The sequence below is a fragment of the Pseudomonas sp. SORGH_AS_0211 genome, from assembly GCF_031453455.1.
In the GTDB taxonomy this organism is placed as follows: Bacteria; Pseudomonadota; Gammaproteobacteria; order Pseudomonadales; family Pseudomonadaceae; genus Chryseomonas; species Chryseomonas aestiva.
In genome coordinates this window covers 4107228-4125310 of record NZ_JAVIZV010000001.1, presented here as the reverse complement: position 1 = coordinate 4125310, position 18083 = coordinate 4107228, and the positions used below count along the sequence as shown (strand labels likewise).

General features: G+C 68.5%; 14 protein-coding genes. 9 read left to right on the top strand and 5 right to left on the bottom strand.

Annotated elements, in window-relative coordinates; all coding sequences use genetic code 11:
• Nucleotides 1–5: 5 nt before the first annotated feature.
• The 3 genes from QE393_RS19070 to QE393_RS19060 form a co-directional block, all read right to left on the bottom strand.
• On the bottom strand, nt 6–872 hold the full coding sequence (locus QE393_RS19070) for a hypothetical protein (protein WP_310045038.1): 867 nt from the start codon (nt 870–872) through the stop codon (nt 6–8).
• 101 nt (nt 873–973) lie between these two features.
• Entirely contained in the window at nt 974–2155 is a 1182-nt protein-coding gene (locus tag QE393_RS19065) for a M20 aminoacylase family protein (protein ID WP_017639278.1), read from the bottom strand.
• 11 nt (nt 2156–2166) lie between these two features.
• A complete protein-coding gene (locus QE393_RS19060) occupies nt 2167–3474 on the bottom strand; it encodes an MFS transporter (RefSeq protein ID WP_310045034.1) in 1308 nt (435 codons plus the stop codon).
• A gap of 409 nt (nt 3475–3883) precedes the next feature.
• On the opposite strand from QE393_RS19060, the gene QE393_RS19055 reads away from it, so the two are divergent.
• The 7 genes from QE393_RS19055 (at nt 3884) to QE393_RS19025 (ending at nt 12509) form a co-directional block, all read left to right on the top strand.
• Entirely contained in the window at nt 3884–4855 is a 972-nt protein-coding gene (locus tag QE393_RS19055; RefSeq protein WP_310045032.1) for a phosphate ABC transporter substrate-binding protein PstS family protein, read from the top strand.
• A gap of 94 nt (nt 4856–4949) precedes the next feature.
• Nucleotides 4950–7235 carry an ABC transporter permease subunit gene (locus tag QE393_RS19050; protein WP_310045030.1) on the top strand — a complete coding sequence of 762 codons (2286 nt, stop codon included), beginning with the start codon at nt 4950–4952 and terminating at the stop codon, nt 7233–7235.
• Nucleotides 7222–8913 carry a phosphate ABC transporter permease PstA gene (gene pstA, locus QE393_RS19045; RefSeq protein WP_310045028.1) on the top strand — a complete coding sequence of 564 codons (1692 nt, stop codon included), beginning with the start codon at nt 7222–7224 and terminating at the stop codon, nt 8911–8913. Before QE393_RS19050 ends, pstA begins: the two co-directional genes overlap by 14 nt.
• A 15-nt stretch (nt 8914–8928) precedes the next feature.
• Entirely contained in the window at nt 8929–9756 is an 828-nt protein-coding gene (gene pstB / locus QE393_RS19040; protein WP_133860362.1) for a phosphate ABC transporter ATP-binding protein PstB, read from the top strand.
• Nucleotides 9757–9814: 58 nt separating this feature from the next.
• Entirely contained in the window at nt 9815–10540 is a 726-nt protein-coding gene (gene phoU, locus QE393_RS19035) for a phosphate signaling complex protein PhoU (RefSeq protein ID WP_007161478.1), read from the top strand.
• Between the two features lie 72 nt (nt 10541–10612).
• The gene (locus QE393_RS19030; protein ID WP_273805356.1) at nt 10613–11533 is read left to right on the top strand and encodes a response regulator; all 921 of its coding nucleotides are present in this window, start codon (nt 10613–10615) and stop codon (nt 11531–11533) included.
• 76 nt (nt 11534–11609) lie between these two features.
• Nucleotides 11610–12509 carry a M23 family metallopeptidase gene (locus QE393_RS19025; protein WP_310045026.1) on the top strand — a complete coding sequence of 300 codons (900 nt, stop codon included), beginning with the start codon at nt 11610–11612 and terminating at the stop codon, nt 12507–12509.
• A gap of 10 nt (nt 12510–12519) precedes the next feature.
• Here the strand turns inward: QE393_RS19025 and QE393_RS19020 are convergent, their stop codons facing one another.
• Nucleotides 12520–13320: an AraC family transcriptional regulator gene (locus QE393_RS19020; RefSeq protein WP_273805355.1), complete on the bottom strand. Its 801-nt coding sequence runs from the start codon at nt 13318–13320 to the stop codon at nt 12520–12522.
• A gap of 349 nt (nt 13321–13669) precedes the next feature.
• Between QE393_RS19020 and QE393_RS19015 the strand changes: the two genes are divergently transcribed.
• Entirely contained in the window at nt 13670–14557 is an 888-nt protein-coding gene (locus QE393_RS19015; protein ID WP_310045024.1) for a M23 family metallopeptidase, read from the top strand.
• Between the two features lie 188 nt (nt 14558–14745).
• Nucleotides 14746–16647: a diguanylate cyclase gene (locus tag QE393_RS19010; protein WP_310045022.1), complete on the top strand. Its 1902-nt coding sequence runs from the start codon at nt 14746–14748 to the stop codon at nt 16645–16647.
• Nucleotides 16648–16658: 11 nt separating this feature from the next.
• Here QE393_RS19010 and QE393_RS19005 read toward each other — a convergent pair whose 3' ends face one another.
• A complete protein-coding gene (locus QE393_RS19005; protein ID WP_310045021.1) occupies nt 16659–18023 on the bottom strand; it encodes a hemolysin family protein in 1365 nt (454 codons plus the stop codon).
• Nucleotides 18024–18083 lie beyond the last annotated feature (60 nt).

The window sequence follows — 18083 nt, the reverse complement described above, 5'->3', positions numbered from 1 at the left end:
TCGCCCTAGCGATCGGCTCCGGTGTCCCGCGACAACTCCAGGATGCGGTTGCGCCCCTGCTCGGCGACCAGGTAATGACCGTCGCCGCGGCGGATCAGGGTCTGCGCCGAGCGCAGGTGCGAGAGCACCGTGACCAGGCTGCCGTCGGGCTGCACCAGCAGCACCCGGGCGCCGTGAGTGGCGTCTTCGGTGATCCACAGGCCGTCGGCCGAGCACTGCACGAAGCCCGGCGCGTCGAGACCCGCGGCGACCAGGGTATCGCTACCCCCGGGCTGCCATTGCTTGACCCAGCCCTTGGCCTTTTCGGTATAGAACAGCCGGCCATCCGGGCAGCGCGCCACCCCTTCGCCTTCTTCCAGGCCATCGCGCAGCACCGCCAGGCGGCGTTGCCGCGGGTCGTAGCTGAGCAGGCGACCGCGCGGCAGGTCCTCGATGGCGTAGAGGGTCTGGCCATCGGTGGCGACGCCCTCGACGTCGTTGCCGTCGAACAGGGCCTGGCGCTGGCCATCGCGCAGGAAAAACACCGGCAGCGGCCCGCCTTCCTGGCTGACCACCAGGCCGCCCTGGAACATGACCAGGCCATCGGGCTTGGACAGCTCGCCCAGCACCGGCTGGCGTTCGCCGCTGGGCAGCAGCCGCAGCAGGCTGCCGCGGCGACTGGAGAATTCCTGGGTCACGAACAGGCTGCCATCGGCATCCAGGGCCAGGGCGCTGACCATGGGGATGTCGGCGGCGAATTCCCGATAGCGCCAGCCCTCGGCCGCACTGACCGGATGGAAATGTCGCCAGGCCGGATAGGCGAAGCCCGCGGCCAGCACGGCGACGCCCAGCGCCAGACCCTGGCGCCAGCCCAGGCGCGGAACACGTCGCATGGCGACCTCTCGAGGTTGGGGGATGACCCTGCAGTCTAGCGGCCCGCGCGTGAAGATTCCGTCGCCGGCATCCCGGATGAGGGTGCCGGCGGGGAGCGGCCTCAGGCGGTGAGGAAGGCCTCGGTCAGCTTGACCCAGTAGCGCGCGCCGACCGGCAGCAGGGCGTCGTTGAAGTCGTAGGCCGCGTTGTGCAGGTTGGCGCTCGGGCCATTGCCGACGAACAGGTAGCAACCGGGCACCTGCTGCAGCATGTAGGCGAAGTCCTCGCTGGCCGGGATGGGCGCGAAGGGGTGCAGGGCGTCGGCGCCGAAGTGCTCGACCGCCACCTGGCGGGCGAAGGCGGTGGGACCGTCGTGGTTGACCAGCACCGGATAGCCGCGCTGGTAGTCCAGTTCGGCCGTGGCACCGAAGCTTTCCGCCTGGGCGCGCACCAGGGCGCCGATACGCTGCTCCAGCAGGTCGCGGGTGCTGTCCTGGAAGGCGCGGATGGTAAGCTTCATCTCCACCGCATCGGGGATGACGTTGGAGGCCTCGCCGCCGTGGATGCTGCCCACGGTGATCACCGCGGTGTCCAGCGGCGCCACGTTGCGCGAGACCACGGTCTGCAGCGCCATCACCGTGGCCGCGCTGGCGACGATGGGGTCGACCGCCTTGTCCGGCACCGCGCCGTGACCACCCTGGCCACGGATGCGCAGCAGGGCGGTGTCGGACGAGGCCATGGCGGCGCCGTCGACGAAGCAGAACTTGCCGGTGGGCACGCCGGGCATGTTGTGCAGGCCGAACACCTGGTCGCAGGGGAACAGCTCGAACAGGCCGTCCTGCATCATCTTCAGGGCACCGCCCAGGCCTTCCTCGGCCGGCTGGAAGATCAGGTGCAGGGTGCCGTCGAAGGCGCGGGTCTCGGCCAGGCAGCGGGCGGCGGTGAGCAGGGTGGTGGTGTGGCCGTCGTGACCGCAGGCATGCATGCGGCCCGGGTGCTGGCTGGCGTAGTCGAGGCCGGTGGTTTCCAGGATCGGCAGGGCGTCCATGTCGGCGCGGATGCCCAGCACCTTGCTGCCGCTGCCGGCGCGCAGGGTGCCGACCACCCCGGTGCCGCCCAGGCCGCGATGGACCTCGTAGCCCCAGCCCGCGAGGGCGGCGGCCACCAGGTCGCTGGTGCGCTGCTCCTGGTAACCCAGTTCGGGATGGCGGTGGATGTCGCGGCGCAGGGCGACCATTTCCGGCAGGTAGCCGGCGATATGACGGGCGGTGGCGTCTTGATCCGCAGCGGTGGCGAGGCTCATGGCGATCTCTCTCAGTCCAGGTGGCGTTCGGGATAGCTCAGCAGTGCCAGCCATCCTATCAGCAGCATGACGATCAGGTACCAGGCCGGGGCGAGCGGGCTGCCGGTGGCCTCGATCAGCCAGGTGGCGATGAACTGGGCGGTGCCGCCGAACAGGGTCACCGCCAAGGCGTAGGTCATGGCCAGTCCCGTGGCGCGCACCGGCCGTGGCAGGCCGGCGAGGATCAGCAGCAGCCCGGCGGTCATGTTGACGCTCATGGCGGTGATCACCACGAAGCGGGCGGCGAAGGCGAGGCCCTGGGTGGTGGGATCGTTCAGCCAGACGAAGGCCGGGTAGATGCCCAGCAGGGCCACCGCCAGGCTGACCAGGGCCACCGGCTTGTAGCGCCCGAAGCGATCCAGCAGCAGCCCGGCGGCCAGGGCGGCGGCCATCTGCACGGCGCTGGAGGCCACCCCGGCCAAATAGGCGCTGGTGGCCGGCAGGCCGACGATGCGGGTCATGTAGGTGGGCATGTAGAACTGCATCAGGTAGGTCAGCAGGGTGGCCGACATCACGATCAGCAGGCCCAGGCCGAAGCGCCGCGGATGCTCGCGCAGAAAGGCGCGCACCGGACCGCCCTCGACCGTGCCGGCGCCGCTCCAGGTCTCGTCCACCTGACGGCGGATATAGAGGCCGACCGGAATGATCAGCAGCCCGACCAGGAAGGGGATGCGCCAGCCCCAGGCGTGCAGCTCCGCCTCGCTCAGGCTGCGGGTGAGCAGGGCGCCCAGCGCGGCGCCGAGCAGGGCACTGCCGCCCTGGCTGATCACCTGCCAGCTGACATGGAAACCGCGCCGGCCCGGACTGGCCGATTCCAGCAGCAGGGTGGTGGCGGCGCCGATCTCGCCACCGGCCGAGAAGCCCTGCAGCAGGCGCCCCAAGAGCAGGATCAGCGGCGCGGCGATGCCGATCTGGGCGTGGGTCGGGGTGAAGGCGATCAGGGCGCTGCCCAGGCCCATCAGGGTAATGGTCAGCAGCATGGCCTGCTTGCGCCCATGGCGATCGGCATAGGCGCCCAGCACCATGCTGCCCAGCGGGCGCATGACGAAGCCGACGCCAAAGACGCCGACCGCCATCAGCAGGGAGCCATAGGGGGTGTCCGAAGGAAAATAGAGCTGGCCGATGATGGCGGCGAAAAAGCTGAAGACGGTGAAGTCGAACATCTCCAGGCCGTTGCCGAGACTGGCCGCGGCGATCAGCTTGGCGCGCGAGGGCGTGGCGTCCGCGCTGGCGGGAGCCGCGTCGGCGGGGGAGGAGGACGTCGGAAGAGCCTGGGCCATGGTGCGTTCCTCTGCACTGAGATGAATGCTTAGCTATGCAAATGATGGTCCGGCCCGCGGATGCCGCCTGCCTGGGCGGTCGTGGCGGAGCCAGGGGCCGGACGTGCGCCAGGCTGGTGCAGCCCTGGCCCTCTTGCAGCCTAGTCGAACCTGCCGGCGCGGCTGGCGCTGGCGCATAAATCCGTCACAATGCGCGCCTAGGCTCTGTACGAAAAATGCCTGCGCTCGGTGATGCTGCGTTGAAAATCAGCTCGGAATGCTCATTTACCCCTCGTAAACTCCGCTTCCTCACTGATTTTCGCCTTGCCTGACCTTCGCTCGGCGATCTTTCGTACAGAGCCTCGAGTGCCGGCTTGCGCCTGAGCGTCGCCGGCCCAGGCCTGTCTCCCATCCCCGCGAGGAATCCGGCATGGACATCAAAGGTCCGCTGACCGCTGTGGCGCTCGCCCTGGCGCTAGGTGGCACGACCACTCGGGCCGAGGGCGTCGACCCGGCCATCCCCGCCTACCAGAAGGTCAGCGGAATCTCCGGCAATCTGTCGAGCGTGGGCTCCGACACCCTGGCCAACCTGGTCACGCTCTGGGCCGAGAGCTACAAGCGCCAGTATCCCAATCTCAATATCCAGATCCAGGCGGCCGGCTCGTCCACCGCGCCGCCGGCGCTCACCGAGGGCACCGCCGGCATCGGTCCGATGAGTCGCAAGATGAAGGACGCCGAACTCCAGGCCTTCGAGCAGCGCTTCGGCTACCAGCCCACCGCGGTGCCGGTGGCCATCGATGCCCTGGCGATCTTCGTCAACAAGGACAATCCGCTGCGCCAGCTGACCCTGGAACAGGTCGACGCGATCTTTTCCAGCACCCGGCTCTGCGGCGGTTCGCACGAACTCAAGACCTGGGGCGACCTGGGCCTGACCGGCGACTGGGCTAAGCGCCCGATCCAGCGCTTCGGCCGCAATTCGGTGTCGGGCACCTACGGCTACTTCAAGGAAGCGGCGCTGTGCCGCGGCGACTTCCGCGCCAACGTCAACGAACAGCCGGGCTCGGCCTCGGTGGTCCAGGCCATCAGCCAGTCCCTGGGTGGCATCGGCTACTCCGGCATCGGCTACCAGACCGCCAGCGTCCACACCCTGGCGCTGGCCCGCCAGGGCACCACCGACTTCGTCGCGGACAACCAGGAGAACACCCTGTCCGGGCGTTATCCCCTGGCGCGCTATCTCTACGTCTATGTGAACAAGGCGCCCAATCGCCCGCTCAACCCCCTGGAAGGAGAATTCCTGCGGCTGATCCTCTCGCGCAGCGGCCAGGAGGCCGTGGTCAAGGATGGCTATATCCCCTTGCCGGCAGCGGTGGTGCAACAGGCCCTGAAGACCCTGGGCTACTGAGTGCCCAGCGCCCTGCGCCCGCGCCGGGCGTAGCGCCTCTGGCCGTCCATTCGCTGTAACCTTTCTGTCACACGACGTGATTAGGCTCTGCGCCATGATATCCCCGGTACCCCCGTCCCCGCCCGATCCTCGCGGCCCTGCTCGGCTGGACTTCAACACGCCTGCACTACGCCGGCGGCGGCGCTGGCGGGCCCTGCAGGATCGCCTGATACGGGGCTCGGTGCTGGCCGGTGGGCTGGCCGTCCTGGCCACCATCACCCTGATCTTCTTCTATCTGGCCTATGTGGTGCTGCCGCTGCTGCGTGGCGCCAGTCTGGAGGCCCAGCCGCTGCCCCAGCCCGACTGGCTGGCGGCCGCCGGGGCGCCGCTGCTGCTGGGCATCGACGAGCAGAATCGCCTCGGCCTGCATCTTTCCCGGGCCGGCGAGGCCACCTTCTTCACCCTGGCCGACGGCCAGCCGGTCATGCGCGAGCGTCTGCCGCTGCCGCCCGGTGTCACCATCAGCAGCCAGGCCCAGGACGCCCCCCGCGGCCTGATCGCCCTGGGCCTGTCCGATGGCCGCGTGCTGGTGGCGCACAAGCGCTATGTCTCCCGCTATCCTCAGGGCACCCTGGTCATCACCCCCGAACTGGACTTTCCCTACGGGCGCGAGCCGCTGGACCTGGGCGCCGCTCGCACGGCCCTGGAGCGGGTCGCCATCGCCGGTGACGAGGACCTGCTGGTGCTGGCCGGCGCCCAGGGCAATCGGGTGACGGCCCTGCGCCTGGCCGGGCTGGCCGCGCCGGTGACCGGTGACGCGGCCGTTCCCGTCCGTACCTCGCTCACCCTCGGGCCGCTCAACGCCGCGGCCAAGGCGCTCTACCTCGATCCCCGCGGCCACTGGCTCTATGCCCTCAATGGCCGTGCCCAGGCGGATGTCTTCGACCTGCGCGACGGCAGTCTCAATGGCCACTACAAGCTGCTCGACGCGGCCGACGACGAGGTCACCGCCAGCGCCCAGCTGCTGGGCGGCGTGTCCCTGCTGGTGGGTACCGCCAAGGGCGGCATCGGCCAGTGGTTCATGGTCCGCGGCCAGGACGGCGAACCGGTGCTGAGGCATATCCGCAGCTTCCAGCTGGGCACCGCGCCCATCGTCCAGCTGGTGCCGGAGCAGCGGCGCAAGGGCTTCGTGGCGCTGGATGCCACGGGCGAACTGGGGGTCTTCCACAGCACCGCCGGGCGTACCCTGCTGCGCGAGCGGATCGCCCCCGCCACCGGGGTGCTGGCGCTGTCGCCGCGCGCCGATCGGCTGCTGCTGGAGGAAGATGGCCGGCTGCTCGGCTTCCGCCTGGACAATCCGCACCCGGAAGTCTCCTGGTCGGCGCTGTGGGGCAAGGTCTGGTACGAGAATTACGAAGCGCCGGCGCGGGTCTGGCAGTCCAGCGCCGCCACCGCGGACTTCGAACCCAAGCTGAGCCTGGCGCCGCTGACCTTCGGCACTCTCAAGGCGGCCTTCTACGCCATGCTGTTCGCCGCCCCCCTGGCCATCGCCGCGGCGGTCTATACCGCCTACTTCATGGCGCCGCGCATGAGGCGTACGGTCAAGCCGGTCATCGAGCTGATGGAGGCCCTGCCCACGGTGATCCTCGGCTTCTTCGCCGGGCTGTTTCTCGCGCCCTTCGTGGAAAATCACCTGCCGGGACTGTTCAGCCTGCTGCTGCTCCTGCCGCTGGCCATCCTCGCCGCGGGTTTCGGCTGGTCGCGCCTGCCGCTGAGTCTGCGCGAGCGCATCCCGGAAGGCTGGGAAAGCCTGCTGCTCCTGCCGGTGGTGCTGCTGACCATCGCCCTGGCGCTGTGGCTCAGTCCCTGGTTGGAAACCCTGCTGTTCGCCGGCGACCTGCGCCTCTGGCTGAGCCAGACCCTGGGCCTCGCCTACGACCAGCGCAACGCCCTGATCATCGGCCTGGCCATGGGCTTCGCCGTCATCCCCAACATCTTCTCCATCGCCGAAGACGCCATCTACAGCGTGCCGCGCAGCCTGACCCTGGGCTCCCTGGCGCTGGGCGCCACCCCCTGGCAGACGCTGGTGCGGGTGGTGCTGCTGACCGCCAGCCCAGGGATTTTCTCGGCGCTGATGATCGGCCTGGGCCGCGCCGTCGGCGAGACCATGATCGTGCTCATGGCCACCGGCAATACCCCGATCATGGATGCCAACCTGTTCGAGGGCATGCGCACCCTGGCGGCCAACATCGCCGTGGAGATGCCCGAATCCGAGGTGGGCGGCACCCATTACCGACTGCTGTTCTTGGCCGCGCTGGTGCTGCTCAGCTTCACCTTCCTGATGAACACCCTGGCCGAACTGATCCGCCAGCGGCTGAGGAAAAAATATGCGGCCCTCTAGCGCCGGCGCGCCGCCACGCTCCCTGGGCGTCTGGCTGCGTGGCGGCGCGCCCGGGGTCTGGCTCAGCGCCGGCGCCGTGGCCATCGCCGTGCTCATGACCCTGGGCCTGATCGGCATCCTTGCCGTGCGCGGCCTGGCGCATTTCTGGCCGGCCGAGGTGGTACAGGCGCGCTACACGCCGCCAGGCCTGGAACCGCGCCTGGTGCTCGGCCAGGTGGTGGAGCAGGAGACGATACCGGCCGAGCGGCTGCGCAGCGCCGGGGTGACCCTGCCGGCGGACAGCGGTGAAACCCTGACCCGCGAACTCTTCAAGCTGGGCAATCGCGACCTCTATGGCAGCGACTTCGTCTGGCTGGTCGGCGACTGGCTGCGCGATCGCCAGACCCCGGCCGACGCCCTGGTGCTGGAGCGCCGCGAATGGGGCAACTTCTACGGCTATGCGCTGGAGGTGCGCGAAGAGGGACGCCAGGTGGCCAAGGGCGCTGCGGCGGTGCCCGAGCTGCAGCGCCGTCTGCTGCGCACCCGCGACCTGAGCGAGCAGCTGGAGCGCCTGGAAAAGCAGGACATCGGCAGCGTCAACTACGCCCTGGAGCGGCTGCGCCTGGAGGGTCGCGGCCTGGAGCTGGACGGCCGCCTCGACGCCACCGCCCAGGCGGATCTCGCCGCCCGCCGCGCCGAACTCGAAGCCCGTTACGGCGAGTTGGAGGACCAACTGGCCAGCCTGCGCCAGGAGCGTCGCCGTGACAGCGTGGTGCTGCGCGACGTCGAGGGCCGCACCCTGGAACTCAATCTCGCGCGCATCGTGCGCGCCTACCAGCCCAACGCCATGGGCCTGGGCGCCAAGCTCGGCTTCTATGGCAGCAAGCTGTGGGAATTCCTCAGCGCCGATCCGCGCGAGGCCAACACCGAGGGCGGCGTCTTCCCGGCCATCTTCGGCACCGTGATGATGACCCTGCTGATGGCGGTGATCGTCACCCCCTTCGGCGTCATCGCCGCCATCTACCTGCGCGAATACGCCCGCCAGGGTCCGCTGACCCGCACCATCCGCATCGCCGTCAACAACCTCGCCGGGGTGCCGGCCATCGTCTATGGCGTCTTCGGCCTGGGCTTCTTCGTCTATGTGCTGGGCGGCTCCCTGGACCAGCTGTTCTTCCAGGCCAGCCTGCCCACGCCGACCTTTGGCACCCCGGGGCTGCTGTGGGCTTCGCTGACCCTGGCGATCCTCGCCGTGCCGGTGGTGATCGTCGCCACCGAAGAGGGCCTGGCGCGCATTCCCCGCAGCATCCGCGAGGGCTCCCTGGCGCTGGGCGCGACCCAGGCGGAGACGCTGTGGAAGGTGGTGCTGCCGCTGGCCAGCCCGGCGCTGATGACCGGGCTCATCCTCGCCGTGGCCCGCGCCGCCGGCGAGGTGGCGCCGCTGATGCTGGTGGGGGTGGTCAAGCTGGCGCCCTCGCTGCCGCTGGACGGCAACTACCCCTATCTGCACCTTGATCAGAAGATCATGCACCTGGGCTTCCACATCTATGACGTCGGCTTCCAGAGCCCCAACGTGGAAGCTGCCCGCCCGCTGGTCTATGCCACCGCGCTGCTGCTGGTGCTGGTGATCGCCGGGCTGAACCTGTCCGCCGTGTTCCTGCGCAACCGGCTGCGCGAAAAGTATCGGTTGCTGGAAGACTAGCGCCGAGGAGACCCCATGCCTTCCGATTCCTCCATCTTCAGAACCGCCGCCGCCTACGCGGCCAGCGCCCAGCCTGCGGCGAGCGAAGGTGGCGTGGCCCTGTCGGTGCCGCGGCTCAATCTGTTCTACGGCAAGAAGCAGGTGCTGCAGGACATCGCCCTGGAGATCCCGCGCCAGCGGGTCACCGCCTTCATCGGCCCCAGCGGTTGCGGCAAGTCGACCCTGCTGCGCTGCTTCAATCGCCTGAACGACCTGGTGGAAGACTGCCGCATCGACGGCGAGATCCTGCTCGACGGCCAGAACATCTATGCCCGCGGCACCGAGATCGCCGAGTTGCGGCGGCGGGTGGGCATGGTGTTCCAGAAGCCCAATCCCTTCCCCAAGAGCATCTACGAGAACGTGGTCTACGGCCTGCGCATCCAGGGCATCAAGCAGAAGCGGGTGCTCGACGAGGCGGTGGAGTGGGCGCTGCACGGCGCGGCGCTGTGGGAGGAGGTCAAGGACCGCCTGCACGAGTCGGCCCTGGGTCTCTCCGGCGGCCAGCAGCAGCGCCTGGTGATCGCCCGCACCATCGCCGTGCAGCCCGATGTGCTGCTGCTCGACGAACCCTGCTCGGCGCTGGACCCCATCTCCACCCTCAAGGTGGAAGAGCTGATCCACGAACTGAAACAGCGCTACACCATCGTCATCGTCACCCACAACATGCAGCAGGCGGCGCGGGTGTCCGACTACACCGCCTTCATGTACATGGGCCAGCTGGTCGAACACGGCGACACCGACACCCTCTTCACCAATCCGGCGAAGCGGCAGACCGAAGACTACATCACCGGCCGCTACGGCTAGTTCCAGGCAGGCCGGTGCCCCACCCGGCGACTCGCTCCTCTTAGGCAGGACTGACAGCATGATCAACAAAGAAGGCCACACGCAGCACATCTCCCAGCAATACAACGTCGAACTGGAAGAGGTCCGCAGCCACCTGCTGGCCATGGGCGGCCTGGTGGAAAAGCAGGTCAGCGACGCCGTGCGCGCGGTGATCGACGCCGATGCCGGCCTGGCGCGCCAGGTGCGCACCATCGACGACCAGATCGACATCATGGAACGCGGCATCGACGAGGAATGCCTGCGCATCCTGGCCCGTCGGCAGCCCGCGGCCTCCGACCTGCGCCTGATCATCAGCATCTCCAAGTCGGTGATCGACCTGGAGCGCATCGGCGACGAGGCCTCCAAGATCGCCCGCCGCGCCATCGAGCTGACCGAGGACGGCGAGGCCCCGCGCGGCTACGTCGAGGTCCGCCACATCGGTGAACAGGTGCGCAAGATGGTCCATCAGGCGCTGGACGCCTTCGCCCGCTTCGACGCCGAACTGGCGCTCTCGGTGGCCCAGTACGACAAGCTGATCGACCGCGAATACAAGTCCGCGCTGCGCGAACTGGCCACCTACATGATGGAAGACCCGCGCTCCATCTCGCGGGTACTGAGCATCATCTGGGTGCTGCGCTCCCTGGAGCGGGTCGGCGACCACGCGCGCAACATCGCCGAACTGGTGATCTACCTGGTGCAGGGCACCGACGTACGGCACATGGGCCTCAAGCGCATGGCCGAAGAGGTCAATCGGTCGCGCGAATGATCCGCCCGGTCACTCCCCGGGTGGCGTCCCGGACCTGCCTGCTATGCTGGAAGACTTGGCATGGAGTGACCGATGAGCAAGTTGAACGTACTGGTGGTGGATGATGCGCCCTTCATTCGCGATCTGATCAAGAAGGGCCTGCGCAACCTGTTTCCCGGGCTGGTGGTGGACGAGGCGGCCGATGGTCGCCGCGCCCAGACGCTGCTCGGCAAGCAGCGCTTCGACCTCATCCTCTGTGACTGGGAAATGCCCGGCATGACCGGTCTGGAACTGCTGAGCTGGTTTCGTGCCCAGCCGGACCACAAGGGCGTGCCCTTCATCATGGTCACCAGCCGCGGCGACAAGGAAAACGTCGTCCAGGCCATTCAGGCCGGCGTGTCCGACTACATGGGCAAGCCGTTCTCCAACGAACAGCTGGCGGCCAAGGTCAAGAAGGCCCTGCAGCGCACCGGCAAGCTCGCCGAGCTGCAGGCCGGCGCCCAGCCACGCCCGGCGACCGGCTTCGCCAATGATTCCCTCGGCGCCCTGACCGCCGGCCGCAGCGACGTGGTCCAGCCCGTCGCCGCCCCGGTGGCGGCCCCGGCCGCCAGCTCCAGTGCCGCCCTGCTCACCGGCGGCGCGCCGCCGTCACCCGCCCGCGGCAAGCCCGCCGCCAATTTCGGCCAGGGCCAGCTGCGCCTGCCCAACGCCAGCATGGCCTGCCTGATCAAGGCCATCAGCATCAAGGAGGCCCTGCTGGTGGTCCGCCGTGGCGATCCGCTGCCGCAGATCCTGGAAACCGCCGTGCTCGACCTGGAGCAGGGCGAAGACGGTGGCGACGTGGCGCGCCTCAATGGCTACCTGCATTCCCTCAGCGCGGTGGAAGCGACTCCGGCCAGCGAGTGGGTGCAGGTCAACTTCCGCTTCATCGACCGTGACCCGGCCAAGCTCGACTACCTGTCGCGACTGATCGCCAAGGGCACCGCCCAACGGCACTACGTGCCGGGCGCCTAGGGCGGGCGGCGCCATGCTGGGGCTGGCACGGAGACTGCTTCGCGCTGAGACACCGCGGATTTCTGACGCCTTGCCCATGCCCCTTGCCTGTCGCCTGCTGCTGCTGTCAATCGCCCTCTCGGGACCCGCCCTGGCGGCGCCCATCTACAAGTACGTCGATGCCAACGGTGTGGTCACCTACACCGACAAGGCGCAAAAGGGCGCCAAGGTGATGACCTTCAGTGACGACCCCATCGAGCGGCTCGACCAGCGGGTCAAGCTGCAGCCGCGGCACTATGCCGGCGGCACGGTGCTGGAGGTGCGCAACGACAGCTTCCTGCCGGTGACCGTCACCCTGCGCCTCTCGGCGCTGCAGAATGTCAGCGGGGTGGGCGAGGCGCCCATCCGCAAGGTGCTGCCGGCGCGCAGCCTGACGCGCCTGGCGACCCTGATCGCGCCCGATCCGGGCCGCCCGCAACGCTATACCCCGCAGCTCACCACCCTGATGGGCAGTGCCACCCCGGTCTTCGCCTCCGGCTTCGCCTATCCGCTGCCCTGGCTGGGCGGACCCTTCAACGTCAGCCAGGGCGCCGGCGGTGGTTTCAGCCACAACACGCCCAAGAGTCGCTATGCGGTGGACATCGCCATGCCCGAGGGCACGCCCATCGTGGTCTCGCGCGCCGGTCAGGTGGTGGAGGTGGAGAACGACCAGGATGGGCGCGGCAATCACCCCTCCGGTAACTTCGTCCGTATCCTCCACGACGACGGCACCATGAGTGTCTACCTGCACCTGCAGCGGGGTTCGATCAAGGTCGCCGAAGGCCAGTGGGTGCGCCCGGGTCAGGCGCTGGCCTCTTCGGGCAACACCGGGCGCAGCACCGGGCCGCACCTGCACTTCGTGGTTCAGCGCAACACCGGCGAGGCGGTCGAATCCATTCCCTTCCGCTTCGCCCAGGCGGTGGACAGCCTGCCCAACTTCGCCGTCGGCGGGCCCTGAGCGTTTGGCGTCAGCCCTGGGCGTCGAGGTACTCGCTGGGCGAGACGCCCAGCACCCGGCGAAACATCCGGGTAAAGGCCGAGGGCGAGGCATAGCCAAGATCCAGCGCCACCCGGGTCACCGGCTCGCCGGCGGCCAGTCGCGGCAGGGCCAGCATCAGCCGGGTGTGCTGGCGCCAGGTGGAAAAGCTGGTACCGGTTTCCTTGAGGAACAGCCGCGCCAGACTGCGCGAGCAGAGGTGCAGTTGCTGCGCCCAGGTCGCCAGCGCCGTGTCGTCGGCGGGATCGGCATGCAGACTGGTCTGGATGGCCCGCAGCCGCCGGTCGGCCAGCGCCGGCAGGTGCAGGGCGGTCTCTTCGAGAAACACCAGTTCCGCCAGCATCAGCGCCCGTACGTGGCTGCCCAGTTCGGCCTCGCCATAGGAGGCGCCGCCGCGTCTCAGGCAGCGCAGCAATTCGCGCAGCAGCGGCGAGATGAGCACCATGCGGGTGGCCGCCTGGGGACAGGGCAGGCCGCTCGGCAATTCGATGATCACCACCTGCAGGGTGGCCTCGCCATTGGCCCGCGCCTGGTGCTCGATGCGCGGCGGAATCCAGATCGCCTGCTTGGGCGGCACGTACCAGACCCCTTCGTGGGTGGTGACCTCCAGCACGCCGTTGACCGTGTACATCAGGTGCGCCTGATCGTGCACATGCGGCGGCCACACCTGGCCATGGGCGAAGGTGCTGAGCTGGGACACCAGGGGACCGGCAGGCGGGAGGGGGGCATCCGCCACCACGCTCCGCGCTCGGTCGATTGTCTGTTCCTGCATAACAGCTGTCCGTTTCGGTTGGGCCGGGTCCAGGTGCCAGGGCCTAACCTGCAGCACTATGGCCGGAGCATCGGGCGCGCCCAGGGGTGACCCCTCTGCACGCCGCAAACCTGCCTCTTGCGGGAGTGTCGCACAGAACACCCGCCGCTTGGCTGACCTGCCTGAACCATCAGGCCTGTATTTGAACTACCGTCCGATCGGTGGCAGCGTGGCACAGGGATTTGAGTGCCACGCTTTTTTATTTGCGTCGATGCTTTGCCAGCGGCTTCACAAAGCCGTGGTTTGGCCATCGCCCAGTCTGCACGGCTTTGTTAGGTTCTGTCCTTGCCCATCATGGTGGCCCTATGCCATGGACCGACGCCTGACCGCCCTGATCTCCTGCCTGACCCTCGCCCTGGCCATGCCCGCCCTCGCGCCGGCTGCCGAAAAGGCGACCCTGACCAAGACCTCCGCCAAGAGCCCGGCCCGCAAGGGGCAGGTCAAGCTCAAGGTGCGCAATGCCAGTGAAGGCCGCATCTTCGAGGTTCGCAACGATTTCGACGTACCCGTGCGGGTCGAGCTGCGCCTGCAGCGCACCGTCAACGTGGCCGGTGCCGAGCGCCCGATCCGCCAGGTCATCGAGCCGCGCTCCACGGTGCAGCTGGCGGTGATCCGCAAGCGCCAGCAGGGCTTTCCCATGCACTTCGAGCAGGCCTTCAGCTACAGTCCGCAGCTGCCGGTCGGCACCCTGCCGCCGCTGGCGCCGGATTTGGCGAGTGGTGCCGACAACGGCATCGGCTATGGTTACGCCTGGCCCTGGCGCCAGGGTGTCTACTACGTGACCCAGGGCGCGGGCGGCGATTTCAGCCACCACACGCCCAAGGGCCGCTATGCCGTGGACATCGCCATGCCCGAGGGCACGCCGATCAGCGCCGCCCGGGCCGGCACGGTGATCGACGTCGAAAACGGCCAGTTCGGCCATGGTCCCAATCCCTCAGGCAACTTCGTGCGCATCGCCCACGAGGACGGCAGCCAGAGCGCCTACCTGCACCTGCGCCGCGGTTCGGTCAAGGTGCGACCCGGCGAGCGGGTGGAGATCGGCACGCCCCTGGCGGAGTCGGGCAACACCGGTCGCAGCACCGGTCCCCATCTGCACTTCGTCGTCCAGGCCCACACCGGCGGTGAAATGGTCTCCATTCCCTTCCGTTTCGTACGGCCGCTGGCGGCCCTGCCCAACATGGCGCTGGGCGACCGCTGAGTCCGCGCTTCAGGGCGTTCCAGACAGGCTGACGCCACCGGGCCCGTCCAGGGCCCAGGCACCCTGTCGCCGGTAGAAATCCCTTGGCAGGAACAGGCTTGGTGGCGTTATGCTATCACCACGCTATTTCCTCCTGGGCGCGGGCTCTACCGCGGCCTTTCCTTCCTTCAGGCTATGGATGCCGCCCCATGAAAGGATTCCTGGCCGCCCTGTGCGCCGGTGGGCGCAATCGGGCTTTGCACCTGCTGGTCCTGCTGCTGATTGCCCTCGACGGCCAGGCGCAGGTGCTGCGGCTCGACGATCCGGCGCGCAGCTACGATCCCCGCCCGGCACTGGAGATTCTCAAGGCGCCCGCCAGTCTGACCTTTGCCGAGGCCGCCGCGCGCCCAAGCGGTGGCGAGGACGGCTGGCATGCGCCCGATGAGCTGGAGATGCTGCTCCATGACGGTCGCCAGGGCCTCTGGCTGCGCTTTGCCATCCGGGGCCGCGACGACCAGGCCTGGTGGCTGATTCCGACCTGGCCGGTGCTGGATCGCCTGGACCTGCGCACCCGCGCTGCCGATGGTCGCTGGAGCCCGCTGCAGCGCAGCGGCCTGGCGCTGCCGGCGACGCAACGGGCGCTGCCCGGGCGCCAGCTGATGTTCGCCCTGGCGCCGGCCGCCGGCGCCGTGGAGGAGGTCTACCTGCGGCTGGATTCGCGGGAGACCTTTGTCCTGCCGCTGCGCCTGGTGACCCCGGCCACCTATCTGCGCGAGGCCCAGCAGGATGCCTGGCTGGTCGGCAGCTTCTTTGGCTGCCTGATCACCATCCTGCTGCTGACCCTCACGCTGTGGGGGTTCGGCCGCCGCTCGGGCTTTGGCTGGTATGCCCTCTATCTGCTCAGCGTCATCGGCTATCAGGCGGTCACCAGCGGCTATGGCGCCTGGCAACTCTGGCCGGAGAGCCCGGCCTTCGCCCTGCGTGCGCACCTGGCCTTCGCCGCCCTGTGCTTTCTGAGTGGCGGATTGTTCGTGCGCTATCTGCTCAGTCTCTATCACGGTGGCCGCTGGATCGATTTCGGCAATCGCCTGCTGATCGGCTACTGGAATGTGGCGCTGGTCGTCACGCTGATCTGGCCGCACCTGCTGAGCTTCCAGGAAATGCTCGGCATGATGGCGCTGAGTTGCCTGGGCCTGCTGGGCACCACCACCTACCTGGCGCTGCGCGGCAGCCGCATGGCGCTGTGGTTCAGCGCCGCCTGGGCCCTGCTGTTGCTGGGCAGCGCGATCCAGCTGCTGGCTGTGGCCGGCTGGCTGGCCGCCGACAGCCCGGCCTTCCATGGGCAGATGGCCGGTTTCGCCCTAGGCTTCGTGATGCTGTCGCTGGGACTCACCGAGGGCCTGAGTCTGCAGCGGCGGACGCGAATCGAGGCCCAGCGGCAGGCCCTGGAAGCCTCCACCGCCCTGGCCCGGGAGCGCGAGGCCTCCTTCGTCGAACTGGAGTTGCGGGTGGCACTGCGTACCGTGGAGTTGCAGCAGGCCAAGGCTTCCCTGGAGCGACTGAATCGCGAACTGCTGCACCAGAGCCAGACCGATCCCCTGACCGGACTCGGCAACCGCCGGCATTTCGAGCGACTCTTCCAGCAGGAGATCCGCCGCGCCATCCGTGCCGAACTGCCGCTGGCGGTGCTGCTGGTGGACATCGACCACTTCAAGGCGGTCAACGACACCCATGGCCACACCCTGGGCGACGAATGCCTGAGGTGCGTGGCCGAGGTGTTGCGCCAGCACGTCCAGCGGGCGGGGGAGGTGGCGGCGCGCTATGGCGGCGAGGAATTCGTCATCGCCCTGCCCGGAAGCGACCAGATCGCGGCCCGGACGCTGGCGGAGCGCATCCGCAAGGACGTGGCGGCGCTGGAATTGCAGACCGAGCACGGACGCCTGCGGCCGTCGATCAGCATCGGGGTCGCGGTGACCGTGCCGAGCAATCTCGAACACGGCCTGGGCCTCCTGGAAGACGCCGATCGGGCGCTCTACACGGCCAAGCGCGGCGGGCGCAATCGTGTCTGCCTGAGCGATGGCCTGCCGGAGCTGGGCAGCGGACGCGGCTGAGGCCGCGCCCCTCAGCGCTCTTCCGGCTGGCGCCGGCGGACGTCCTTGGGATCCAGCTTGATGACCTTGGCCAGGACGATCTTGGGGCCCTTCATCTTCTTGACGATGATGCGCAGCCCTTCGGCCTCCAGCACCGTCTCCTCTTCCGGAACGCGCTTCAGGCTGTCGTAGATCAGCCCGGCCAGGGTCTCGGCCTCGACGTGATCCAGGTCGATGCCCAGCAGCCGCTCGACCTTGAACAGCGGGGTGTCGCCACGCACCAGCAGCTTGCCCGGCTGGTAGGCGACCACGCCGCGCTCGGTCTTGCGGTGTTCGTCCTGGATGTCGCCCACCAGGACCTCGAGCACGTCTTCCATGGTCAGGAAGCCGATGACCTTGTGGTCGGCTTCCTCCACCAGCACGAAGTGCGCGCCGCCGCGGCGAAATTGCTCCAGCAGTTCGGACAGCGGCATGTGCTTGGTCACCCGTTCCAGCGGATGCACCAGGTCGTCGAGGTCGAACGAAGCGGCTTCACTGTCCAGGCCGGCGATGGCCAGGAGCAGGTCCTTGATGTGCAGCACCCCGGTAAAGGTCTGGCTGTCTTCGTCATAGACCGGGTAGCGGCTGTACTTGGAGCGGCGGATCTGGGTGAGGATCTCGTCCAGGCTGGCCTTGCTGTCCAGGTAGATGAGGTCTTCGCGGGAATTGGCCCAGTCCACCACCTCCAGCTCGCCCAGCTCCACCGCCGAGGCCAGCACCCGGGCGTCCGGATCGGTGGCGCGGTTGGAGTGCAGGATCAGCTTGAGTTCGTCGCGGCTGTAGTGGTGCTCGTGGTGCGCGCCCGGCTCGCCCTGGCCAGCGATGCGCAGGATGCCGTTGGCGCTGGCGTTGAGCAGCCAGATGGCCGGGTACATCAGCCAGTAGAACAGGTACAGCGGCACCGCCGTCCACAGCGAGAGCAGGTCGGGCTTGCGGATCGCCCAGGACTTGGGCGCCAGCTCGCCGACCACGATGTGCAGGTAGGAGATGATGAAGAAGGCCGAGAAGAAGGCGATGCCGTGGATCACCTCGGGACTGCTGACGCCGACGGCGCCGAGCAGGGGTTCGAGCAACTCGGCGAAGGCCGGCTCGCCGACCCAGCCCAGGCCCAGGGAGGCCAGGGTGATGCCGAGCTGGCAGGCGGAGAGGTAGGCGTCGAGCTGGTTGTGCACCTTCTTGAGGATGCGCCCGCGCCAGCCGTGCTTCTTGGCGATGGCCTCCACGCGGGTGGCGCGCAGCTTGACCATGGCGAACTCGGCGGCGACGAAGAAGCCGTTGAGCAGCACGAGGAAGAAGGCGAAGAACACGAGGCCGAGATCGGCGAACAACGTCGAGGCGAGACTGGTGGAAGGGTCCATTAGGGCCGAGAGCTGGAGAAAGGTCGGCTAAGCATGGGGGCGGGGCAGGGCAGTTGCAAG